The 20,789-nt window shown below is 71.9% G+C and carries 21 protein-coding genes; 14 read left to right on the top strand and 7 right to left on the bottom strand.

All coding sequences use genetic code 11. The features are described 5' to 3' along the window. Positions 1-16: 16 nt before the first annotated feature. The 4 genes from AB0I11_RS22830 to AB0I11_RS22815 all read left to right on the top strand — a co-directional run bounded on the left by AB0I11_RS22830 (position 17) and on the right by AB0I11_RS22815 (position 4,272). A complete protein-coding gene (locus tag AB0I11_RS22830; protein WP_357323875.1) occupies positions 17-811 on the top strand; it encodes an ATP-binding cassette domain-containing protein in 795 nt (264 codons plus the stop codon). Beyond that, positions 808-1,569, top strand: coding sequence for an ABC transporter permease (locus tag AB0I11_RS22825; RefSeq protein ID WP_357323870.1), 762 nt, complete (start codon positions 808-810; stop codon positions 1,567-1,569). Before AB0I11_RS22830 ends, AB0I11_RS22825 begins: the two co-directional genes overlap by 4 nt. Before the next feature lie 45 nt (positions 1,570-1,614). After that, positions 1,615-2,406, top strand: a complete 792-nt coding sequence (locus tag AB0I11_RS22820; protein ID WP_357323865.1) for a MerR family transcriptional regulator — start codon at positions 1,615-1,617, stop codon at positions 2,404-2,406. Positions 2,407-2,625: 219 nt separating this feature from the next. After that, positions 2,626-4,272: a family 10 glycosylhydrolase gene (locus AB0I11_RS22815; RefSeq protein WP_357323861.1), complete on the top strand. Its 1,647-nt coding sequence runs from the start codon at positions 2,626-2,628 to the stop codon at positions 4,270-4,272. Positions 4,273-4,287: 15 nt separating this feature from the next. Here AB0I11_RS22815 and AB0I11_RS22810 read toward each other — a convergent pair whose 3' ends face one another. Then, positions 4,288-5,301, bottom strand: coding sequence for a hypothetical protein (locus tag AB0I11_RS22810; RefSeq protein ID WP_357323858.1), 1,014 nt, complete (start codon positions 5,299-5,301; stop codon positions 4,288-4,290). 66 nt (positions 5,302-5,367) lie between these two features. On the opposite strand from AB0I11_RS22810, the gene AB0I11_RS22805 reads away from it, so the two are divergent. From AB0I11_RS22805 to AB0I11_RS22785, 5 genes are all read left to right on the top strand, one after another. Continuing rightward, positions 5,368-5,952, top strand: coding sequence for a TetR/AcrR family transcriptional regulator (locus AB0I11_RS22805; protein WP_357323855.1), 585 nt, complete (start codon positions 5,368-5,370; stop codon positions 5,950-5,952). A 308-nt stretch (positions 5,953-6,260) separates the two neighbouring features. After that, complete coding sequence (gene ileS, locus AB0I11_RS22800; RefSeq protein ID WP_357323852.1) at positions 6,261-9,377, top strand: isoleucine--tRNA ligase; 3,117 nt, start codon at positions 6,261-6,263, stop codon at positions 9,375-9,377. A 72-nt stretch (positions 9,378-9,449) separates the two neighbouring features. Then, entirely contained in the window at positions 9,450-9,845 is a 396-nt protein-coding gene (locus tag AB0I11_RS22795; protein ID WP_357323849.1) for a GntR family transcriptional regulator, read from the top strand. Continuing rightward, a complete protein-coding gene (locus tag AB0I11_RS22790) occupies positions 9,842-10,741 on the top strand; it encodes an ABC transporter ATP-binding protein (protein WP_357323844.1) in 900 nt (299 codons plus the stop codon). Before AB0I11_RS22795 ends, AB0I11_RS22790 begins: the two co-directional genes overlap by 4 nt. Next, positions 10,738-11,709: an ABC transporter permease subunit gene (locus AB0I11_RS22785; RefSeq protein WP_357323841.1), complete on the top strand. Its 972-nt coding sequence runs from the start codon at positions 10,738-10,740 to the stop codon at positions 11,707-11,709. The genes AB0I11_RS22790 and AB0I11_RS22785 overlap by 4 nt, the downstream gene beginning before the upstream one ends. Before the next feature lie 66 nt (positions 11,710-11,775). Here AB0I11_RS22785 and AB0I11_RS22780 read toward each other — a convergent pair whose 3' ends face one another. Both AB0I11_RS22780 and AB0I11_RS22775 read right to left on the bottom strand, forming a co-directional pair. Beyond that, positions 11,776-11,937: a hypothetical protein gene (locus AB0I11_RS22780; RefSeq protein WP_357323838.1), complete on the bottom strand. Its 162-nt coding sequence runs from the start codon at positions 11,935-11,937 to the stop codon at positions 11,776-11,778. Positions 11,938-11,950: 13 nt separating this feature from the next. After that, positions 11,951-12,256, bottom strand: coding sequence for a hypothetical protein (locus AB0I11_RS22775; RefSeq protein WP_357323835.1), 306 nt, complete (start codon positions 12,254-12,256; stop codon positions 11,951-11,953). A gap of 102 nt (positions 12,257-12,358) precedes the next feature. On the opposite strand from AB0I11_RS22775, the gene AB0I11_RS22770 reads away from it, so the two are divergent. Further along, positions 12,359-13,273, top strand: coding sequence for a LysR family transcriptional regulator (locus AB0I11_RS22770; protein WP_357323833.1), 915 nt, complete (start codon positions 12,359-12,361; stop codon positions 13,271-13,273). On the opposite strand, the gene AB0I11_RS22765 is transcribed toward AB0I11_RS22770, so the two are convergent. Together AB0I11_RS22765 and AB0I11_RS22760 are read right to left on the bottom strand one after the other, a co-directional pair. Continuing rightward, positions 13,270-13,740: a VTT domain-containing protein gene (locus AB0I11_RS22765; RefSeq protein ID WP_357323830.1), complete on the bottom strand. Its 471-nt coding sequence runs from the start codon at positions 13,738-13,740 to the stop codon at positions 13,270-13,272. The two genes, AB0I11_RS22770 and AB0I11_RS22765, sit on opposite strands and share 4 nt — an antisense overlap. Continuing rightward, complete coding sequence (locus tag AB0I11_RS22760) at positions 13,737-14,330, bottom strand: CDP-alcohol phosphatidyltransferase family protein (protein ID WP_357323828.1); 594 nt, start codon at positions 14,328-14,330, stop codon at positions 13,737-13,739. Before AB0I11_RS22760 ends, AB0I11_RS22765 begins: the two co-directional genes overlap by 4 nt. 140 nt (positions 14,331-14,470) lie before the next feature. On the opposite strand from AB0I11_RS22760, the gene AB0I11_RS22755 reads away from it, so the two are divergent. Then, a complete protein-coding gene (locus AB0I11_RS22755; protein ID WP_357323823.1) occupies positions 14,471-15,577 on the top strand; it encodes a sensor histidine kinase in 1,107 nt (368 codons plus the stop codon). Then, positions 15,574-16,221 carry a response regulator transcription factor gene (locus AB0I11_RS22750; RefSeq protein WP_357323820.1) on the top strand — a complete coding sequence of 216 codons (648 nt, stop codon included), beginning with the start codon at positions 15,574-15,576 and terminating at the stop codon, positions 16,219-16,221. The genes AB0I11_RS22755 and AB0I11_RS22750 overlap by 4 nt, the downstream gene beginning before the upstream one ends. A 35-nt stretch (positions 16,222-16,256) precedes the next feature. Here AB0I11_RS22750 and AB0I11_RS22745 read toward each other — a convergent pair whose 3' ends face one another. Continuing rightward, positions 16,257-17,345: an epoxide hydrolase family protein gene (locus tag AB0I11_RS22745; RefSeq protein WP_357323817.1), complete on the bottom strand. Its 1,089-nt coding sequence runs from the start codon at positions 17,343-17,345 to the stop codon at positions 16,257-16,259. A 129-nt stretch (positions 17,346-17,474) separates the two neighbouring features. Between AB0I11_RS22745 and AB0I11_RS22740 the strand changes: the two genes are divergently transcribed. Further along, positions 17,475-17,693 (top strand): helix-turn-helix domain-containing protein, encoded by a 219-nt coding sequence (locus AB0I11_RS22740; RefSeq protein WP_357323815.1) that lies wholly within the window; start codon positions 17,475-17,477, stop codon positions 17,691-17,693. Continuing rightward, positions 17,693-18,400 (top strand): Clp protease N-terminal domain-containing protein, encoded by a 708-nt coding sequence (locus AB0I11_RS22735; RefSeq protein ID WP_357323812.1) that lies wholly within the window; start codon positions 17,693-17,695, stop codon positions 18,398-18,400. Before AB0I11_RS22740 ends, AB0I11_RS22735 begins: the two co-directional genes overlap by 1 nt. 334 nt (positions 18,401-18,734) lie before the next feature. Here AB0I11_RS22735 and aceE read toward each other — a convergent pair whose 3' ends face one another. Further along, complete coding sequence (gene aceE / locus AB0I11_RS22730) at positions 18,735-20,777, bottom strand: pyruvate dehydrogenase (acetyl-transferring), homodimeric type (protein WP_357323992.1); 2,043 nt, start codon at positions 20,775-20,777, stop codon at positions 18,735-18,737. Positions 20,778-20,789: the final 12 nt, after the last annotated feature.

Genomic DNA, 20,789 nt, shown 5'->3' with positions numbered 1-20,789 from the left:
CTCCATGCTGGCTGACATGAGCATTCCGGCAACACTTCCGGCCCACGAGCCGGCCGTCCAGGTACGCGGCCTGGAGAAGTCGTTCAAGGAGCTGGCGGTGCTGCGCGGCGTGGACATCGACGTGGCACGGGGCAGCATCTTCGCCCTGCTCGGCTCGAACGGGGCGGGCAAGACCACGCTGGTGAGGATCCTGTCCACGCTGCTCAGGGCCGACGCGGGGACCGCCCGGGTCGCCGGGTTCGACGTCGCCGCCCAGGCCGGCGACGTCCGCCGGTCGATCAGTCTCACCGGCCAGTTCGCGGCGGTCGACGACATCCTCACCGGGCGGGAGAACCTCGTCCTGGTCGCGCGGCTCCGGCACCTCAGGGACCCGGGCCTGATCGCCGACGAGCTGCTGCGGCGCTTCTCGCTGACCGAGGCGGGCGGCCGGCGGGTGGCGACGTACTCCGGTGGCATGCGCCGCCGCCTCGACATCGCGATGAGCCTCATCGGCGACCCGCCGGTCATCTTCCTCGACGAGCCGACGACCGGGCTCGACCCGGAGGGGCGCCTCGAGGTGTGGCAGGCCGTCAAGGAACTCGCCGCGGGCGGAACCACGGTGCTGCTCACCACGCAGTACCTCGAGGAGGCGGAACAGCTCGCCGACCGGATCGCCGTCCTGCACCAGGGCCGGATCATCGTGAACGGCACCCTCGCGGAACTCAAGCAACTCCTCCCGCCGGCCCGGGTCGAGTACGTCGAGAAGCAGCCGACCCTGGAGGACGTCTTCCTCACCGTCGTCGGCGCCCGGACCGACAAGGAGAACCGATGACCACGCACTTCCTCGGCGACACCGCCGTCCTGCTGGGCCGATCGCTGCGCCACATCGCCCGCAGCCCGGACACCATCATCACCACCGCGATCATGCCGATCGCCTTCCTGCTGCTCTTCGTCTACGTCTTCGGCGGCGCGATCCAGACCGGGTCCGACTCGTACGTGAACTACCTGCTGCCCGGCATTCTGATCATGACGATCGCGTCGGGCATCTCCTACACCGCCTACCGGCTGTTCCTGGACATCCAGGGCGGCATCTTCGAACGGTTCCAGTCCATGCCGATCGCCCGCACCGCCGTGCTGTGGGCGCACGTGATGACCTCGCTGGTCGCCAACCTGATCTCGCTCGTGGTCGTCGTCGGCGTCGCCCTCGCCATGGGCTTCCGCACCGGGGCGAGCGTGCTGGGGTGGCTCGCGGTCGCCGGCGTCCTGGTCCTGCTCACCCTGGCGCTGACCTGGCTCGCGGTGATCCCCGGGCTCACCGCGAAGTCCCTCGACGGCGCGAGCGCCTTCGCGTACCCGCTCCTGTTCCTGCCGTTCGTCAGCTCGGCCTTCGTACCCACCGAGACCATGCCCGGCCCGGTGCGCGCCTTCGCCGAGCACCAGCCGGTGACCGTCATCGTGAACGGCATCCGGGCGCTGTTCACCCAGCAACCGGTCGGCACCGACATCTGGATCGCCCTGGCCTGGTGCGTCGGCATCCTCGTCGTCGCCTACACCTTCGCCACCCTCGCCTACCGGCGCAGGATCTCCTGAGCCGATGCCGACCGGGTCCGGACCAGGAAGGGCAGGATCGACCGCATGCTGACGATCGGGCAACTGGCCTCGTACGCCGGGGTCACCGTGCGCGCGGTGCGGCACTACCACCAGATCGGGCTGCTGCCCGAGCCGGAACGGGACTCCTCGGGCTACCGGCGGTACGGCGCGACGGCGGTCGTGTCGCTCATCAGGATCCGCACCCTCGCCGACGCCGGCGTACCGCTGTCGCAGATCAGCGAGATGCTCGACGCCGACGCGGCAACCTTCGCCGAGGCGGTGCGGCGGATCGACCGGCGCCTGCGCGACGAGATCGAACGGCTGGAGACCAGCCGCAGGCAGATCGCGCAGCTCACCGCCGGGGACAGCCTGGCGCTGCCCCCGGAGGTGGCCGCGTACCTCGAGCGGCTCCGGGAGATCGGGGTGTCGAAGCGGATGGTGGCCGCCGAACGGGACGGGTGGATCCTGGTCGTGGCCCGCTGGCCCGATCGCGTCATCGAGTGGATGCCGGCGAAACTCGCGCATCTGGAGGACCCGCGCGTCGTCCGGCTCTACCGGGTGCTGTCCGAGATCTTCGACGGCGACCCGGGCGAGGACGCGCTGCTGGAGGAGGCCGCCGACATCATGGCCGCCCTGGCCGAGCAGGCGTACCGCGCCGGAGACGTCGTCACCGACGAGGAGGCGCTGGACGACCTACCGGACCTGCTGGACGCGCTGGCCGTGGAGAAGGACCCGCGGGCGGAGCGACTGCGGGACCTGATGCGCGAGCGGGGCTGGTCCGGTTGGAACCGGATGGAACGGCTCCCGGAGCCGCCCGGCCGGCCGTCCGCGTCCTAAGAGCAGCACCACCGAGCGGCGGGCCCGCACGGCCGACCGGGGCACCGGCGGCGCGGGCTCCGTGGTCTGCTGGTGGGCCGAGGTGTCGGTCATCGTCGTCCCTCTCTCCGTCGGCCTGCCCGTCCCCTACCCGCTCGGGTGGGCGAGAAAGCACGCACCAGCAGGCGACCGATCAGGACCGGTTGCGCCCGGGCCGGCCGCACTCGGCAGACTGGGGCGATGCCCGTCGTCGATCCGCCCGTGCGTCCCGTCCGCCATCGTCGTGTCCGCGTGCTGGTCGCCGTGGTCGTCGTGCTGGCCATCGCGGTCGCGGTCGGCACCTGGTCGCTGCGGGACCGGGTCGCCGGCGACCCGCCCGCTTCCCGCGACGCGGCCGCCCTCGCCGCTGCGGGCGGTGGCACCGACTGCGCCGGCCGGCCGGCCCGGGCGACCCGCGAGGTACGCGGGATGTGGATCACGACGGTGAACAACATCGACTGGCCGAGCCGGCGCGGACTGCCGGCGGAGCAGGTGCGGGCGGAGTTCCGCGGCTGGCTGGACCTGGCGGTGCGGCAGCAGCACAACGCGGTGTTCGTGCACGTGCGGCCGAGCGGAGACGCGCTCTGGCCGTCGGCGTACGCGCCGTGGTCGGAGTGGCTGACCGGCCGCCGGGACGGCCGCGACCCGGGTTGGGACCCGATGGCGTTCATGGTCGCCGAGGCGCACGCGCGGAACCTGGAGTTCCACGCCTGGTTCAACCCGTACCGGGGTGGGCAGCCCGCCACCGTGGGCGGCCCAGGCCCCCGGCTCGACCAGCTCGCGCCGAACCATCCGCTGCGCCGGCATCCCGACTGGGTGGTCACCTACCCGAGCGCCGACCGGCCCGGCAGCCGCCTCTACTTCAACCCCGGTGTGCCGGAGGCGCGCCGGTTCGTCGAGGACGCGATGCTGGAGGCGGTCCAGCGGTACGACGTCGACGGGGTGCACTTCGACGACTTCTTCTACCCGTACCCGGAGCAGGGGCAGGACTTCCCGGACGGCGCGGCGTTCGCCCGGTACGGCCAGCGGTTCACCGACCGGCACGCCTGGCGCCGGGACAACGTCAACACGCTGGTCCGGGAGATGAGCGAACGGATCAAGGCGATGAAGCCGTGGGTGAAGTTCGGCATCAGCCCGTTCGGCATCTGGCGTAACCAGCGCACCGACCCGGCCGGCTCGGCCAGCCGGGGCCTGCAGAGCTACGACGACATCTACGCCGACACCCGGCTCTGGGTACGCCAGCGGTGGCTGGACTACATCGTGCCGCAGCTCTACTGGCACATCGGCTTCGACCGGGCCGACTACGCCAAGCTGCTGCCCTGGTGGGCGGCGACGGTCAAGGGCACCGGCGTGCAGCTCTGGATCGGCCAGGCCGACTACCGGGTGGGCGAGCGCGGCGCGTGGCGCGACCCGGCCGAGCTGGACCGCCAGCTCGCCCTCAACCGGCGGTACGGGGTGAGCGGAAGCGTGCACTTCAGCGCCCGGCAGGTACGCGCCGACAAGCTCGGTGCGGTCACCCGGTACCGCCGGGCGCACTACGCCGAACCGGCCCTGCCGCCCCCGATGGCTCAGTTGCCGGCGGCCCCGCCGGACGCGCCGGCGCTCACCGGCGCCCGGCGTACCGACGGCGGCGTGGAGCTGACCTGGCGCGGGGACGGTGCGACGAGCTTCGCCGTGTACCGGGTGGACGGTGACACCGCGAAACTCGTCGGCACCACCCGGTCGGCCGCCTGGACCGACCCCGCCGCTGCCCGCGATCGCCCCCTGACCTACTGCGTGTCCGGGGTGGACCGCAGCGGCAACGCCGGTGGACTGAGCGCGCCGCTGTCCGTGCCCGCCGGCGGATAGTCGCTCCGGCGTGCGCTATCCGGCGGACCGGCTGAGCGCGCGGGCGCGGCCGTACTCGGCGAGGGCGTGGAAGGCCGCCTTCGGCGTCCAGGAGCCGTCGGGCAGCACCCGTACGATGCCTCGGGACGCCAGGTCGTAGTCGTGCTCCGGGTCGCCGGTGGTCGGCAGGTGCCGGTTGGCGAACGTGTACACGAACGCCGCGTCCACTCGGCCGGCCTCGTAGTCGCGCAGCAGGTCGACGAGGTAGCGGGCCTGGCCTTCCTCGTCGCGTTCCAGCTCGGCGGTGAGGGTCGCGGCGCGGCCGTGTTCGTCGTAGGTGACCGGTTCCGTCCGGCCCGCGACGTCGGCCGCGCCCCGGAACGTGCAGCAGCCGAATTCGGTCGCCGCGTACGGCTTGCCCTGCCCGACGGCCGCGGCCAGGCTCTGCGGGAAGGCCGCGGCGTTGGTGGCGTCGCGGTAGCCGGCGTCGCTGGCGATGATGTCGAATCCGGCCCAGTCGACGTCCTCGAGTGGGATCGAGGCGTAGCCGACCGGGCCGCCGAAGCGGTCCCGCACCGCGGGTAGCGCCTCGGCGAGGAAGTCGCGCACCGCGGCCCGGGCCGCCGGGACCGCCTCCCGCATCCGCATCGGGTCGGTGAACAGCGCCATCCGCTCGGCCAGGTCCCGGCCGGGCAGGAAGCCGTCGGTGAACATGGCGATCTCGGAGCCGGTGAGGTAGACGACGGAGGCGCCGTTACGGCGTAGCCGCTCGGCCCGCTCGGCGCCGTCGAGCAGGAACGCCATGAGCCCGTCGCGGTCCAGGCCGTTGGTGAACGGGCAGTACCACACCTCGAGCCCCGCCTCGGCGGCCGCCCGGGCGGTCAGCTCCAGCCGGTCCTGGATGCCGCCGGTGATCCGGACCGCGTCGCAGTGCAGTTCGTCGCGGATGACCCGGAGGTCGCTCCGCACGGTGTCGAGGTCGAACGGCTCGTGGGTGGTGGACCCGGCACTCACGAAGCCGGTGTCGTAGTTCATGCCGAAGACGCGCATCGGAAGCTCCCGCCCTCCATAGGGTACGACTCGTACCCTATAACGTACGGCGCGTACCCTACAACCATGAGCGGCAGGCGACGTCGGGGCGAGGAGCTGGAACAGGCGATCCTGCGGGCCGCGGCGGAGGAACTGCGCGAGTCCGGCTACGCGGGGATGACGATGGACCGGGTCGCCGCCCGCGCCGGCACCAACAAGAACGCCATCTACCGGCGGTGGCCGCACCGCGCGGCGCTGGGCATCGCGGCGTACCGCCACCTGTCCGACGCCGCCATGCCGAACCCCGACACGGGCAGCCTGCGCGGGGACGCGCTGGAGATGCTGCGGCAGATCAACGCGACGTGGTCGTCGCCGCACGGGGCGGTCCTGCGTGACCTGCTCGCCGCCGCGGCCGACGAACCGGAACTCCTCGCCCTCATGCGCGAACGGTCCGGCGCCGCCTCGATGGACCGGGTCTGGATCGGTATGCTCGAACGGGCCGCGGCCCGGGGCGAGGCGCCGGCGGCGGCCGTCCACCACCGGGTGGCGACGACGCCCGTGATGGTGCTGCGCGCCGAGTACGCGGTGCGCGGCAACCCCTCGGTCCCCGACGAGGTGCTGGTCGAGATCGTGGACGAGGTGTTCCTGCCCCTGGTGCGCGGTCGCGGCTGACCCCACAGCGACCAGCGTTGCGGTCGGGGCGGACGGCTCCGGTAGTATGCCCGGCGCAAGGCGTGGATGGGGACGAGTACCGCCGCACGCAGCCAGGAGCGACCCGGGGATGGTGGAAGCCCGGGGGTGTGCGCGGCGGGAAGATCACCCCGGAGCTGTCGGAGGAAAGGTTGCCGAGGCCGAGTAGAACCGACCGCAGCACCTCGAGTGGGCCGGGACGGCGCGTCGCGGTCAAGGAGGGTGGTACCGCGGGGTCTGGTGCCTCGTCCCTCCGTTGGCGACAGTTTCGATGTCCGACGGAGGAATCCATGTACCGCTCAGTGGCGGCTCAGGTCGACCTGCCCGCGCTCGATCACGAGATCCTGCGCTTCTGGCGGGCGAATGACATCTTCGCGCGCAGCCTGGAGCAGTCCCAGGGCCGGCCGGAGTGGGTGTTCTACGAGGGGCCCCCGACCGCGAACGGCATGCCCGGCGCCCACCACATCGAGGCACGCGTCTTCAAGGACGCCTTCCCGCGCTACCGGACGATGAAGGGCTACCACGTCGCCCGCAAGGCCGGCTGGGACTGCCACGGCCTGCCGGTGGAGCTGGCCGTCGAGAAGGAACTCGGGTTCAGCGGCAGGCAGGACATCGAGGAGTACGGCATCGCCGAGTTCAACGCGAGGTGCCGGGAGTCGGTGACCCGGCACACCGACGCGTTCGCCGAACTGACCGAGCGCATGGGCTACTGGGTCGACATGCGGGACGCGTACCGGACGATGGACCGGGACTACATCGAGTCCGTCTGGTGGTCGCTGCGGCAGATCTTCGACAAGGGTCTGCTCGTCGAGGACTTCCGGGTCGCCCCCTGGTGCCCGCGGGATCAGACCACCCTCTCCGACCACGAGCTGGCCCAGGGCTACGAGACGGACGTCGACCCCGCGGTCTACGTCCGGTTCCCGCTCACCTCGGGCCAGCTCGCCGGGCGCGCGTCGCTGCTGGTCTGGACCACGACGCCGTGGACGCTGGTGTCGAACACGGCCGTCGCGGTCAACCCCGCGGTCAGCTACGTGGTGGCCACCGACGGTGACGAGCAGGTGGTGATCGCCGAACCGCTGATGGCGTCGGTGCTGGGCGCGGGCTGGACCACGACCGGCGAGTCGTTCACCGGCAAGGAGCTGGAGCGCTGGACCTACCGGCCACCGTTCGACCTGGTCGAGGTGCCGGACGCGCACATCGTCATCCTGGCCTCCTACGTCACCACGGACAGCGGCACCGGCCTGGTCCACCAGTCGCCCGCGTTCGGCGCGGACGACCTGGCCAGCTGCCGGGCGTACGGGTTGCCGATGGTCAACCCGGTACGCCGGGACGGCACCTTCGACCCGGACGTACCGCTGGTCGGCGGCCTGTTCTTCCGGGCGGCGAACGAGCCGCTGGTCGAGGAGCTGACCAGGGCCGGCCTGCTCTTCCGCCACACGCCGTACGAACATCAGTATCCGCACTGCTGGCGCTGCCACACCGCGCTCATCTACTACGCGCAGCCGTCCTGGTACGTGCGGACCACCGCCGTCCGGGACGAGCTGCTGCGCGAGAACGAGAAGACCAACTGGCAGCCGGAGACGGTCAAGCACGGCCGGTACGGTGACTGGCTGAGCAACAACGTCGACTGGGCGCTGTCCCGCAACCGCTACTGGGGGACTCCCCTGCCGATCTGGCGCTGCCCCGACGGTCACCTGACCTGCGTCGGCTCGCTGGCCGAACTCGGTGAGCTGGCCGGCCGCGACCTGTCGGCGCTGGATCCGCACCGGCCGTTCATCGACGACGTGACGTTCGCCTGTCCCTCGTGCGAGCTGACCGCCAGCCGGGTACCCGAGGTCATCGACGCCTGGTACGACTCCGGCTCGATGCCGTTCGCCCAGTTCGGGTACCCCTACCAGAACCGGGAGCTGTTCGAGCGGCGCTTCCCGGCGCAGTTCATCTCCGAGGCGATCGACCAGACCCGCGGCTGGTTCTACACCCTGATGGCCGTCGGCACGCTCGTGTTCGACCGCTCCCCGTACGAGAACGTGGTCTGCCTGGGTCACATCCTCGCCGAGGACGGCCGCAAGATGTCCAAGCACCTCGGCAACATCCTTGAGCCGATCCCGCTGATGGACACCCACGGCGCGGACGCGGTGCGCTGGTTCATGGCGGCCGTGGGCTCGCCGTGGTCGGCCCGCCGGGTCGGGCACGCCACGCTCCAGGAGGTCGTCCGCAAGACGCTGCTGACGTACTGGAACACCGTCGCCTTCCAGGCGCTCTACGGCCGTACCGCGGGCTGGTCGCCGTCGCCGGCGGACCCGCCCCCGGCCGACCGGCCGGTGCTCGACCGCTGGGTGTTGTCCGAGCTGACCGACCTGGTCGGCAAGGTCGACGCGGCGATGGCGGCGTTCGACACGCACGAGACCGGCAAGCTGCTCGCCGGGTTCGTCGACGACCTGTCGAACTGGTACGTGCGGCGCAGCCGGCGGCGGTTCTGGCGCGGCGATCCGGCCGCCCTGGCCACCCTGCACGAAGCACTGCGCACCGTGACGTTGCTGATGGCGCCGATCATCCCGTTCATCACCGAGCGCGTCTGGCAGGACCTGATCGTGGCCGTCGACCCGCGGGCGCCGCAGTCGGTGCACCTGGCGGCGTTCCCGGCTGTCGACGAGTCGTTGCGCGACCCCGCGTTGTCCGCCCAGATGGTGGTCGCCCGCCAGTTGGTCGAACTGGGCCGGGCGGCGCGAGCCGAGTCGGGGATGAAGGTGCGCCAGCCGCTGTCCCGGGCACTGGTCTCGGCGGCCGGCTTCGCCGATCTGCCGGCGGACCTGCTCGCGGAGATCGCCGCGGAGCTGAACGTCGGCGGGTTCGCCCCGGTCGCCGGTTCGTTCGTGGACACCACGGCCAAGGCCAACTTCCGTACCCTCGGCAAGCGGTTCGGCAAGAGCGTGCAGCGGGTCGCCAGGGCGATCGCGGCGGCCGACGCCGCCGCGCTCACGACGGCCCTGCGCACGGCGGGCCGGGCGACCGTCGAGGTCGACGGGGAACCGGTCACGCTCGGCCCCGACGAGGTCGTCATCACCGAGACGCCGCGCGAGGGCTGGGCCGTGGCCTCGGACGCCGGCGCGACCGTGGCGCTGGACCTGCAGCTGACCCCGGAGCTGCGCCGGGCCGGCCTGGCCCGGGACGCGATCCGCCAGATCCAGGAGGCGCGCAAGGCCAGCGGGTTCGAGGTGACCGACCGCATCGAGCTGCGTTTCGTGGCCGGCGACGAGGACACCGCACTCGCCCTGACCGAGCACCGCGACCTGGTCGCCGACGAGGTGCTGGCCACGGAGTACGCCGCCGGCGAGCCGACCTGGGCGGGCGCCCGGACCTTCACGGACGAGACGAGCGGGCTGCGGTTCTGGCTCCGTAGGGCCTGACCGCGGGTCGGCTCTCTTGACCGCCGATCTGCTGCTTTACTATGTTACTAGTAAAGCAGCAGGGGGCTTACCGTGTTCGTCTTCCGGCTCGACACCCACTCCGGCGTGCCGCCGTACCTGCAACTCGTCCAGCAGGTCCGCCAGGCGGTGCTGCTGGGCTTCCTCCAACCCGGCGACCGTCTCCCGCGCATCCGCGAGGTGGTCGAGGACCTGGCGATCAATCCGAACACCGTCGCCAAGGCGTACCGGCAGATGGAGCAGGAGAACCTGGTCACCGGCCGGCCCGGCCAGGGCACGTTCGTCAACGAACAGCAGTCGGCCGCCATGTCGGCGTCGACGTACACGTCGCTGCACCGCGGCCTGGCGACCTGGCTGCGCCGCGCCTACGCCGCCGGCCTCGACGAGCAGGCGGTCAACGCGCTTTTCACCTCCGTCCACCAGCGGACCAGGAACGAGGACGTGGCGTGACAGAGACCGAGTTCGCGCTGCGCACCGACGGCGTGGGCAAGCGGTACCGGAAGGGCTGGGCGCTGCGCGACTGCACCCTGACCCTGCCGGCCGGCGGCGTGATCGCCCTGGTCGGCCCGAACGGCGCGGGCAAGACCACGCTGCTGCGCCTGGTCGTCGGGTTGCTGGCACCGAGCACCGGCACCGTGGAGGTGCTCGGCCACGACGTCACCGCCAGCACCCCGCACACCCTGTCCCGGGTCGGGTTCCTGGCCCAGGACCACCCGCTGTACAAGCGCTTCACCGTCGCCGAGATGCTCCGCTTCGGCCGGGCCTGCAACCTGCGGTTCGACCAGGGGCTGGCCGAACGCCGGCTGGCGAAGCTGGGCATCCCACTCGACCGCAGGACCGGCACGCTCTCCGGCGGGCAGCAGGCCCAGGTCGCGTTGGCCCTGGCCCTGGCAAAGCGGCCGGACCTGCTTGTCCTCGACGAGCCGGTGGCCAGCCTCGACCCGCTGGCCCGGCACGAGTTCCTGCAGGTCCTCATGGGCGCGGTGGCCGAAGGCGGGGTGACCGTGCTGTTCTCCTCCCACGTCGTGCACGAGCTGGAGCGCGTCTGCGACCACCTGGTCGTGCTCAACCAGGGCCGGGTCACGCTCACCGGTGACCTCGACACCCTCCTCGCCGAGCACCGGCTGCTCGTCGGCCCGCGCACGGCCACCGACCTCGACCGGGCCGGCACCGTCGTGGAGGCCGTCCACAGCGACCGGCACACGACCCTGCTGGTACGCGATGGCGCGATCCCGGCCGCGCCCGGATGGCAGGCCCAGCCGATCGCGCTGGAGGACCTGGTGCTGGCGTACCTGCGCCGGTCGTCCGAGCCGGGCGCCGCGGTCACCTCGGCGGTGGCGGCATGACGTGGTTGATCTGGCGCCAGCACCGGACCGAGGTCTGCGTCCTGGGTCTGCTTGTCGGCATGTTCGGCATTGCCCTGCTCGTGCTCGGGACGCAGGCCCACGACCTGTTCCCCGGCGGTCCCGCCCGGTGTGCGGGAGCGGCCGGGGTCAACGAGGGCTGCACGGCCTCCTTCCGCCGGCTCGACGAGGAGTACGGGTACGTCGAGAACCTCCTGGCGGCCTTCTATCTGGTCCCCGTCGTCATCGGCGCGTTCCTCGGTGCACCGCTGCTCGCCCGCGAACTGGAGGACGGCACCTGGCAGCTCGCCTGGACGCAGGCCGTGCCGCGGATGCGCTGGCTGGCGGCCAAGCTCGCGGCACTCGCCGGCGTCACCGTCACGCTCACCGCGCTGTTCACCGCGGTGCTCACCTGGTTCCGTCAGCCATTCGACGCGTGGGAAGGGCGGTTCCAGTACGACGCCTTCGACCTGGAGGGACTTGTCCCGGTGGCGTACGCGCTGTTCGCCTTCGGCGTCGCCACCGCCGCCGGCGCGATCCTGCGGCGCAGCCTGCCCGCGTTCGGCGTCGCGTTCGGGGCGTTCCTCGCCGCCCGGATGTCGGTGGCGCTGTTGGCCCGTCCCGCGTACGCCACCCCGCTCACCACCATGGAGCCGGTCCCCGTCGGCGGCTCGACGGACCAGGCGGGGCACCGGCCCGGCTTCGCCGACTGGATGATCGAACACGGCTACGCCGACGCCACCGGGCGCAGGCTGAGCTGGACCGAGTACTACGAACTGGAGGGCGCCGCCAACCGGGCCGGCGCCAACCTCAACCAGTTCCTGCACGAGCGGGGCATCCAACAGTTCGGGGTCTACCACCCGGCCGACCGGTTCTGGCCGTTCCAGCTCATCGAGGCGGCCCTGTTCGTCGCCGTCGCGGCGGTCCTGATCGGGGTGGTGGTGTGGCGGGTACGGCGCCGCATGGTCTAGTGCCCTGATCCCCCTGCCACGCCGCCGGCCCCCTGGGAGACCTCCGGATGCGATCGTTCCCGGCGTTCACCGGGCGATGGCCAGGACAAGCGAGGCGACGGCCAGCAGCAGTACGCCCACCTCAGCCGAGTTGGCGAGGACGAACCTGGCCCGCGCCCAGTCAGCGGCGGCGATCCCGGCGTTGGCCACGATCGTGACGACGGTGACCGTCAGGTAAGCGGTGAACATCGCGTGCTACCGCTCAGTCGAGCAGGCGGTAGGTGCCGAGGACGTCGAGCGGTTGCGGCGTCGGGACCTGGCCCACGGCCCAGGTGGCCACGGTTGCTTGCAACCGGCGCGCCGCCGGGATACCGGCCAGCGGGTTCTCGACGCCGTCGGCCAACTCCAGCAGGGCAACGAACTCGGTGGTCCCGGTCGGGCGCAGGTACGCGTACCGGATGCCTTCCGGCTCCTGCGCCGCCACGGCCGCGAAGGTCGTCTCGATCGCGTCGACAAGCTCCGCGACGCCCTCGTCGGCTACCTGGTAGCGAACCATCAGGACAGGCATGGCGCCTCCTCGTCAGCGTTGGCGAGCCTGGTGCTCGCTCGCAGCTGAAGCCTTACCGAGCACGGGATGCCCGTCCAATACCTGCATCGATAACCTGATGGCATGGATGTCGATACCCGGCTGTTGCGCTACTTCATCGCGGTGGCCGAGGAAGGGAACCTCACCCGCGCCGCAGCCCGACTGTTCGTGTCCCAGCCGGCGCTGACCAAACAGATCAAGCAACTCGAGGCTCGGCTTGAGATCCAGTTGTTCGTGCGATCCCGCGCCGGCATGGCCCTCACCGCACCGGGTCGGGTCCTGGCGGAGCGGGTGCCGTCCCTGCTGGCCGGCTGGGACCAGCTGCTGGTGGAGAGCAGGGGCACGGCCAGCCAGGAGGCCCGCGTGCTGCGGGTGGGCTTCGTAGCCAGCGCCGCCAACGAGGCCACGACGCAGATCATCGCCGCGTTCAACCGCCGCCGACCCGGCTGGCGGGTCGACATGCGGCAGGCCGCCTGGTCGAACCCGAGCGCTGGGCTCGTCGCCGGAAAGGTCGACGCCGCCCTGGTCCGACTGCCGTTCCCCGGGCAGGACACGCTGCGGGTGGAGGTGTTGTTCACCGAACCCCGCTGGGTCGCGCTCCCCACCACCCACCGGCTCGCCACGCGCGACGAGATTTCTGTCCGGGACCTGTGGGACGAGCCGTTCGTCGCCGCCCCGCCCGAAGCGGGCTGGTCGCGCGACTATTGGCTGGCCAGCGACGAACGCGACGGCCGGCCCGTGCGGATCGGCGCGGTCACCGACCAGCCCGACGATTGGCTCAGCGCGATCGCCAACGGTTACGGCATCGCCTTCGCCCCCGAGTCCTCCGCCCGCTTCTACGCCCGGCCGGGCGTCACCTACCGGCCGGTCACCGACATCAGCCCCAGCCAGGTCGGCGTCGCCTGGCCACCCGCCGCCGACAGCAACCCCGTCGTTCAGGACTTCGTCCGCTGCTGCCTGCACAGCAGACCCCCGCGGCACGACGGGGCCACCGGCTAGGCCAACACCGCCGGCAGGACGAGGAGCGCGAAACGGAACACCCGCCCGAGGAGGCAGGCGACCGCGAACTCCCCGTGCCGGAGCCCCGCGGTGCCGGCGGCGACGCTGACCACGGCCAGCGGTGGCACCCCGACGGTGGCGGAGACGAGCACCGTCGGTAGGGCGGTGCGCCGGCGGGAGAGCCGACGCTGGATCCGCCCGGCCCAACGGGCGCTCCCGGCCGCCACGCGACCGGAGCGGCTCCGACGCGCGAGTTTCCGGCCCAGCCATCCCGTTCCGCGACGCCCGGCTTCGAACAGGAGCAGTTTGCCGGCGGTCTGCCCGAGCGCCAGCGCGAGGACGGCGACCAGGGCGTGGCCGCCACGGTGTCCGGCGACGACGGCGTAGGCCTCGGCGTTCACGATCGGGACGAGAGCGGAGGCGAGACCGTACCCGAGCGCCAGCACCGCCTCGGCGAGGCTGTTCATGCCCGGCCGTCCCGTTCGAGCAGCCGGACCACCGCCGCGGTTGACCACAGCTTGACCCCGACGACCGCGACGGCGACGGCCAGCGCGAGCCGGTACTGCCCGAACGCGATGGCGCCGACAACCCCGGCGGTGTTGCCGGCCTTCGCCATGGGCGACCAGTTCAACGCCCACACCCGCCGGTCGACCAGATGGAAGTGGTTGGGGCTGAGCACGGGCCAGCACAGGAACGCCAGCGACAGCATGGTGTCCAGCACCAGGAACGAGAGCAGGAACACCAGGGCCACGACCGCGACGTCGGGCACGAGCGCCACCAGACCCACGCAGAGCACGGCGGTGCAGGCGCGGTCGCTCACGATGTCGAGTACGGCGCCCGCCCGGGTCTCCTGTCCCAGCCGGCGGGCGGCCCAGCCGTCGAGCACGTCGCCGGCCCAGTAGATGGCGTACGCCACCGCCAGCAGTCCGACGGAGCCGGCGACGAGGGCGGCGACCCCGACGCTGACCGAGGCGACCGTGCGGATGGCGGTGATGAGGTTGGCCACCGTACGGAGCGGGCCGATGGTGATCGCGGTGCGCGGGTCGAGAAGAGTCACCTCCGCAGCGTCCTGCGCTGACCGTTCCGGGCGGAACGTCCCGCGGTGCCGATCTGGTCGCGGGGGCGGCACCGGGGTGCCGGCCGGTCTGGTACCCCGGTACCTGTCCGGCTTCCGGGCTGATCGCCGAGACTGTGCAGGTGAGGACCAGGAACCGGGAACGGTGGCGCGACCCCGAGCGAGTGCGCCGGGTCGCCTACGGTGCGGCGGGCTTGATCATCGCCGGCGTGGTCACCACCGTCGAGGGGGGCCTCTCCGTGCCGGCGGGCTGGGTGCGGCTGGTGGTGCCCATCGGCCTCGGGGCCCTGGCGCTGCGGCCCGCGTACCGGACCCTGGTCTTCGCGGTCTGCGCCGGATTCGTGGCGATGGTGAGCACCGGGGAGTCGGTGCAGTTGGGCCTCGCGGCCGCCGGCCTCGTGTTCCTCTCGACCTGCGAAGACCCGGCCCGACGCCCGTGGCTGGGCTGGGTGGTCGGCCTGACCGGCGCCGCCGGCACCCTCACCGTCGCGCTGCTCGACCAGCGTGGGCTGTACGAGCAGCCGATCGGCTTCGTGACGGCCGGCTACCTCCTGGGGGTCCTGTTCCGGTCGTGGTCCCGCGGCCACGCCCTCACCCGGGAGGCGGGTGAGCTGCGCGGCCAGGCAGCCTGGCTCGAGCAGCGCACGAACCTGGCCCGCGAGCTGCATGACGTGGTCGGCCACCACGTCACCGCGATGGTGGTCCAAGCCGAGGCGGGCCAGTTCAGTGCCGACCCGGGGGCGGCGCTGCGGGCGATCGCGGACAGCGGACGTACCGCCCTGAGCGAGCTCGACACGCTCGTGGTGCACCTGCGCGACCCGGACGCGGCGATCGCGGTGAGCGCGCCGCCGCGCCTGTCCGACATCGACGAGCTACTCGCGCAGCCGCTGCGCCAGCAGGGTGTGACGGTGCGGGTAGGTCTGGACCCGGAGCCGGGCCTGGACGAGATCGGCGTGCTGACCGTCTACCGCATCGCCCAGGAGGCACTCACCAACGTCGCCCGGCACGCGAGAGCCACGGTCGCCTGCGTCGAACTCGTCCGCGTCGGCGACCGCGTCCGGCTGCGGGTCAGCGACGACGGCATCGGGCCGCCCCCGGCACCCACGCGCGGCTCCGGCCTGCTCGGCATCGAGGAGCGCGTGCGAGCTCGCGGTGGGAGCTGGGAGCTGAGCCGGCGACCTGGCGGCGGCACCGTCGTCCAGGCCGACCTGCCGGTGGCGAAGCCGTGATCCGGGTTGCCATCGCCGACGACCAGCAGCTGGTCCGCGACGGCTTCAGCCTGATCCTGCGGTCCCAACCCGACATCCACGTCGCGGCCGAGGCCGCCGACGGCCGGCAGCTCCTCGACGCCGTACGCCGCGACCCGCGCATCGACGTCGCCCTGGTCGACATCCGCATGCCGGTACTCGACGGCCTGCAAGCCACCCGCGAGCTGGCCGCGATCCCGCACGCCCCGGCCGTGATCGTGGTAACCACCTTCGACGACGACGCCTACGTCCTGGACGCCATCGCCGCCGGCGCGCGCGGGTTCCTGCTCAAGCGGGGCAGCGCCGGCGACCTGATCGCCGCGGTGCGCACCGTCGCGGCCGGGGAGGCGATCCTCTCCGCCGAGGTCACCGGCGCCGTCCTCGACCGGGTACGCGCGGCCGGACCGGCCACCCGCGTGGAACTGGCGGCGTACCAGCTGACCGCCCGGGAGACCGACGTGCTCGCGCTGATCGGTGCCGGACTCAACAACACCGAGATCGCCGAACGGCTCCACCTCTCCATGAGCACCGTCAAGACCCACGTCACCAACGTGCTGGCCAAGACCGGCAGCCGCGACCGGGTACGAGCCGCCATCCTGGCGATCCAGGCCGGACTTTCACCCTGACCTGAACCGGCGGCGGTGCCGTTGGAGCGCTCGGATCACCGCAGCGGGCTGAAGAAGGCGCGCAGGTCGGCGGCGAGCAGGTCGGGCTCTTCCTGGGCGAAGAAGTGGCCGCCGACCGTGGGCTCGCGCCAGTGGGTGAGGTTGGCGTAGGTGCGTTCGGCGAACGACCGGGGCAGGCCGGCGTCCTCCACGCTGACCGTGATGCCGGCGGGCACGGCGACCGTCGGCAGCTCTGGGGCCAGGCGGTCGTCACGGTAGGGCCGGAAGGACGTGCCGATGCAGTTGGTGACCCAGTAGAGCATCACGGTGGTCAGCAGCTCGTCGAAGCCGAACCGGCGGGAGATGTCGCCGCCACAGTCGCTCCAGCGCTGGTACTTCTCGACGATCCAGGCGGCCAGTCCGGACGGCGAGTCGCTCAGCGCGGCCGCAAGGGTGTCGGGCCGGGTTTCCTGGAGGATTCCGTAGCCCCAGTCATCCTGGGCCTTTGCGTCGAGCATGGCGACGAACGCCTCCTCGGCAGCGCTGAGGTCGCCCCGGCGGTCTGCTGGCGGGAACTTGATGTGCTGCGAGAAGACCCCGATGACCCGTTCCGGGTGGCGGGCGCCGAGCCAGGTGGAAACGCCGGACCCGATATCGCCGCCGTAGGCGCCGAAGCGCTCGTAACCCAGACGGGTCATCAGCTCAGCCCACACGTCCGCGACCGCCGCCTCGGTCGTCGGGCCCTCGGCGAGGGGTCCGGAGAAGACGAAGCCGGGCAGGCTCGGTATGACGAGGTCGAAGTCCGCGAGCCGGGACACCAGGGGCAGCATCTCCGTGTACGCGCTGGGCCAGCCGTGGGTCAGGATCAGCGCCGTGGCGCCGGGCGACGCCGAACGAACGTGAACGAAGTGGACCGGCGCGCCCCGGACCGTGGTGACGAACTGCGGGTACCGGTTGAGTGAACGCTCGACCGCACGCCAGTCGAATCCATCGAGCCAGTACCGCACCAGGGCTGCCAGGTACCCGGGGTCGGTGCCGGCGGCCCACGGCTCTCCTGGGGCGGCCGGCGCGAGTCGCGCCCGCGAAAGCCGAGCCCGCAGGTCGTCCAGGACGGCTTCGGGCACGTCGATGTGGAAGGGCGTCATCCGGTCATGATCCCATCGGCTGGCGGCCACCGGCGCCCCAGCCGACCGAGCCGGTGCGCGCAACGCGGCCGCGCACGCCTCCGTCAGCATCTATTGACGGACGGTACCGCGTCAGCATATGCTGACGCCATGTCCGCGATCGCCGACCTTGACCGCGCCGCCCGCGGCAGCGACCCCGATACCGCCCTGCGCGCGGTGGCCCGCCTCCGCCGGCTGCTGGAACAGCTGGAAGTCGAGCAGGTCGCGGCGGCGCGCCGGGCCGGCTGGTCCTGGCAGGAGATCGCCGTCCGGTTGGGCGTCACCAAGCAGACCGTGCACCGCAAGTACCGCCGTTACGAGGAGGCGTGATGTTCCAGGGCGCTCACCCCGATCTCCACCGTGTGGTGGGCCACGCTTCGGCCCTGGCCCGCCGGCTCGGCCATCACCGCGTCGGCAGCGAGCACCTCCTGCTGGCCCTCAGCGCTGCGGGCGGCCCGGTCGGTGCCGTGCTCAGCCGGCTCGGGGCGACTGAGCCGGCCGTCCGGGAGGTGGTGTGCCGGGCCGCGCCGCTGGGCGCCGGGGCCGCCGCCGACCGCGACACCCTGGCGCCGCTCGGCGTCGACGTGGACCGGTTGCTGTCCCTGCTGGGTCCGGCCGGCCTGGATCGGCCGACCGCAGCCGAACCCCTGCTGCCGCTCGGAGCGGCCAGGGCACGACGGCGTTGCGCTCGGATGAGTCCGCCGCTCGGACTCGACGCCCAGGCGGCCTACGAGGCGTCACTGCGGCTCGCACTCGCCCGTCGCGACCGCGAACACCGTCCGGAACACCTCGCGCTGACCCTCGTCGCGCTCGACCCCGGAGCCCGGTGGGTACTGCCCGCCGCCGGCGTCGACCCCGCGGCCCTACTCGCCGAGCTGGCACACGCCTTCCCCCCACCGAAGCGCAACCCGCTGCTGCGCGCCGAACGCTGGATCGGTCGGCGATCCCGCCACCACGATCTCGTCCTGCGCTACGAGCGCACGACCGGCCGCACGGTCACCTCGGACGGCGCAGTCGCCGTACTCATCGCGGGCTGACCCGCATCCGGCTGCCCCGGAAGCGGATCCGGGCCGCCAGCGTGGAAGGCAAATCTCCAGCTGGACGCCGACGGCTGCCCCCACGAGGACCGGTACCCGTTCGCCCTGCACTTCGTCTTCCTCCTCGAAGACACCGCGCCCGCCGCCTTCAGCGAGGCTGCGGCAAGCGGCGCGGATGTTGGTGTGGCGCTCGCGGAGGGACGGCTGACCGCGACCCTGACCGGCATCGACTGGCCCGGCGCAGACCCCGTCATGCCGTTCCGGGGCGACCTGCCCTAGCCGCTGACCGCCGCGGCACCGCGGTGGACTGGCGACCGGGCACCCGTGCCGCCCCTCATCCTGTGCCGCCGTGGGCGGTGCCGGCGTACGCTGCCTGCGCCTTGCGGAGCGTGGCCCTGTCCAGCAGTCCGCTCGCGGCCAACTCCTGCATCACGCGCAGGGCGATCGATGCCTCATCGGTGTGGAAATGCCGGCGCAGGGCCGCGCGGGTGTCGCTCCGGCCGAATCCGTCGGTGCCCAGAGAAGCCCATCGATCGGGTACGAACCGGGCGATCTGGTCCGGTACGGCCCGCATCCAGTCGGACACGGCCACCACCGGCGCGGTGTGCTCCCGCAGCCGACTGGTGACGTACGGGACGCGGGCCGGCTCGTCCGGATGGTGCAGGTTCCACACGTCGGCGGCGAGGGCCTCGCGGCGCAGTTCGGTCCAGGAGGTGACCGACCAGACGTCGGCGGCTACGCCCCAGTCGTCGCTGAGCAGGCGTTGCGCGGCCAGCGCGGCTGGCACGGCGATACCGGACGCCAGGATGTGCGCCGCCGGCGCCTCGGCGTTGCCGGCGCCACGGAGCCGGTGCATCCCGGCCACGATGCCGTCGATGTCGACGTCATCCGGTTCGGCCGGCTGGAAGATCGGCTCGTTGTAGAGGGTGAGGTAGTAGAAGATGTTCTCCTGCGCCTCCCCGTACATGCGACGCAGGCCGTCCCGCACGATGTGACCCAGCTCGTAGGCGTAGGCCGCGTCGTAGGCCACGCAGGCGGGATTGGTCGAGGCGAGCAGCAGGGAGTGGCCGTCCTGATGCTGCAGTCCCTCGCCGTTGAGCGTGGTCCGGCCGGCGGTGGCGCCGAGCAGGAAGCCCCGCGTCATCTGGTCGGCGGCGGCCCAGAGCCCGTCGCCGGTGCGCTGGAACCCGAACATCGAGTAGAAGATATAGAGCGGGATCATCGGTTCCCCGTGCGTGGCGTACGACGTGCCGACGGCCGTCCAGGACGCCGTCGCTCCGGCCTCGGTGATCCCCTCGTGCAGGATCTGGCCGTCGGTCGCCTCCTTGTACGACAGCAACAGCTCCCGGTCGACCGAGGTGTAGGTCTGCCCGTGCGGCGAGTAGATCTTCTTGGTGGGGAAGAGCGCGTCCAGCCCGAACGTGCGCGCCTCGTCCGGGATGATCGGCACCAGCCGGTGCCCGATCCCGGGATCTTTGATCAGGTCCTTGACCAGCCGCACCAGGGCCATGGTGGTGGCCACCGCCTGGCCGCCCGAGCCACGTTTCACGCTCGCGTACGCGGCGTCGCCGGGCAGGCTCAGCGGCTGGCTCCTCGTCACGCGACTCGGCAGGTAGCCGCCGAGTTGCTTGCGTCGCTCGTGCAGGTATTCGATCTCGTCGGAGGTGTCGACCGGACGGTAGTAGGGCGGGAGGTAGGGGTTGTCCTCCAGTTGCTTGTCCGGGATGTCGAGGTAGAGGCGGTCGCGGAAGAGTTTGAGGTCTTCCAGGGTCAGCTTCTTCATCTGGTGGGTGGCGTTGCGGGCCTCGAAGTGCGAGCCGAGTGTCCAGCCCTTGATGGTCTTGGCCAGGATCACCGTGGGTTGGCCGGTGTGTTCCATCGCGGCCTTGTAGGCGGCGTAGAGCTTGCGGTAGTCGTGGCCACCGCGTTTGAGGTTCCAGATCTCGTCGTCGGACAGGTGCTCGACCATCTTGCGGGTGCGCGGGTCGCGGCCGAAGAAGTGCTCCCGCACGTACGCCCCGGACTCGGCCTTGTAGGTCTGGTAGTCACCGTCGGGCGTGGTGTTCATGAGGTTGACCAACGCGCCGTCGGTGTCCGCGGCCAGCAGCGGGTCCCACTCCCGACCCCAGACGACCTTGATCACGTTCCAGCCGGCGCCCCGGAAGAACGCCTCCAACTCCTGCATGACCTTGCCGTTGCCCCGCACCGGACCGTCCAGCCGCTGCAGGTTGCAGTTGATCACGAAGGTGAGGTTGTCCAACTCCTCACGCGCGGCCACACCGATCGCGCCGAGCGACTCGACCTCGTCCATCTCACCGTCGCCGAGGAACGCCCAGACGTGCTGCTGGGAGGTGTCCTTGATACCGCGGTGCTGCAGGTAACGGTTGAA

Origin of the sequence: Micromonospora sp. NPDC050495 (assembly GCF_040655175.1) — a bacterium.
Classification (GTDB): Bacteria; Actinomycetota; Actinomycetes; order Mycobacteriales; family Micromonosporaceae; genus Micromonospora.
This window is presented reverse-complemented; position numbering and strand designations above follow the sequence as displayed.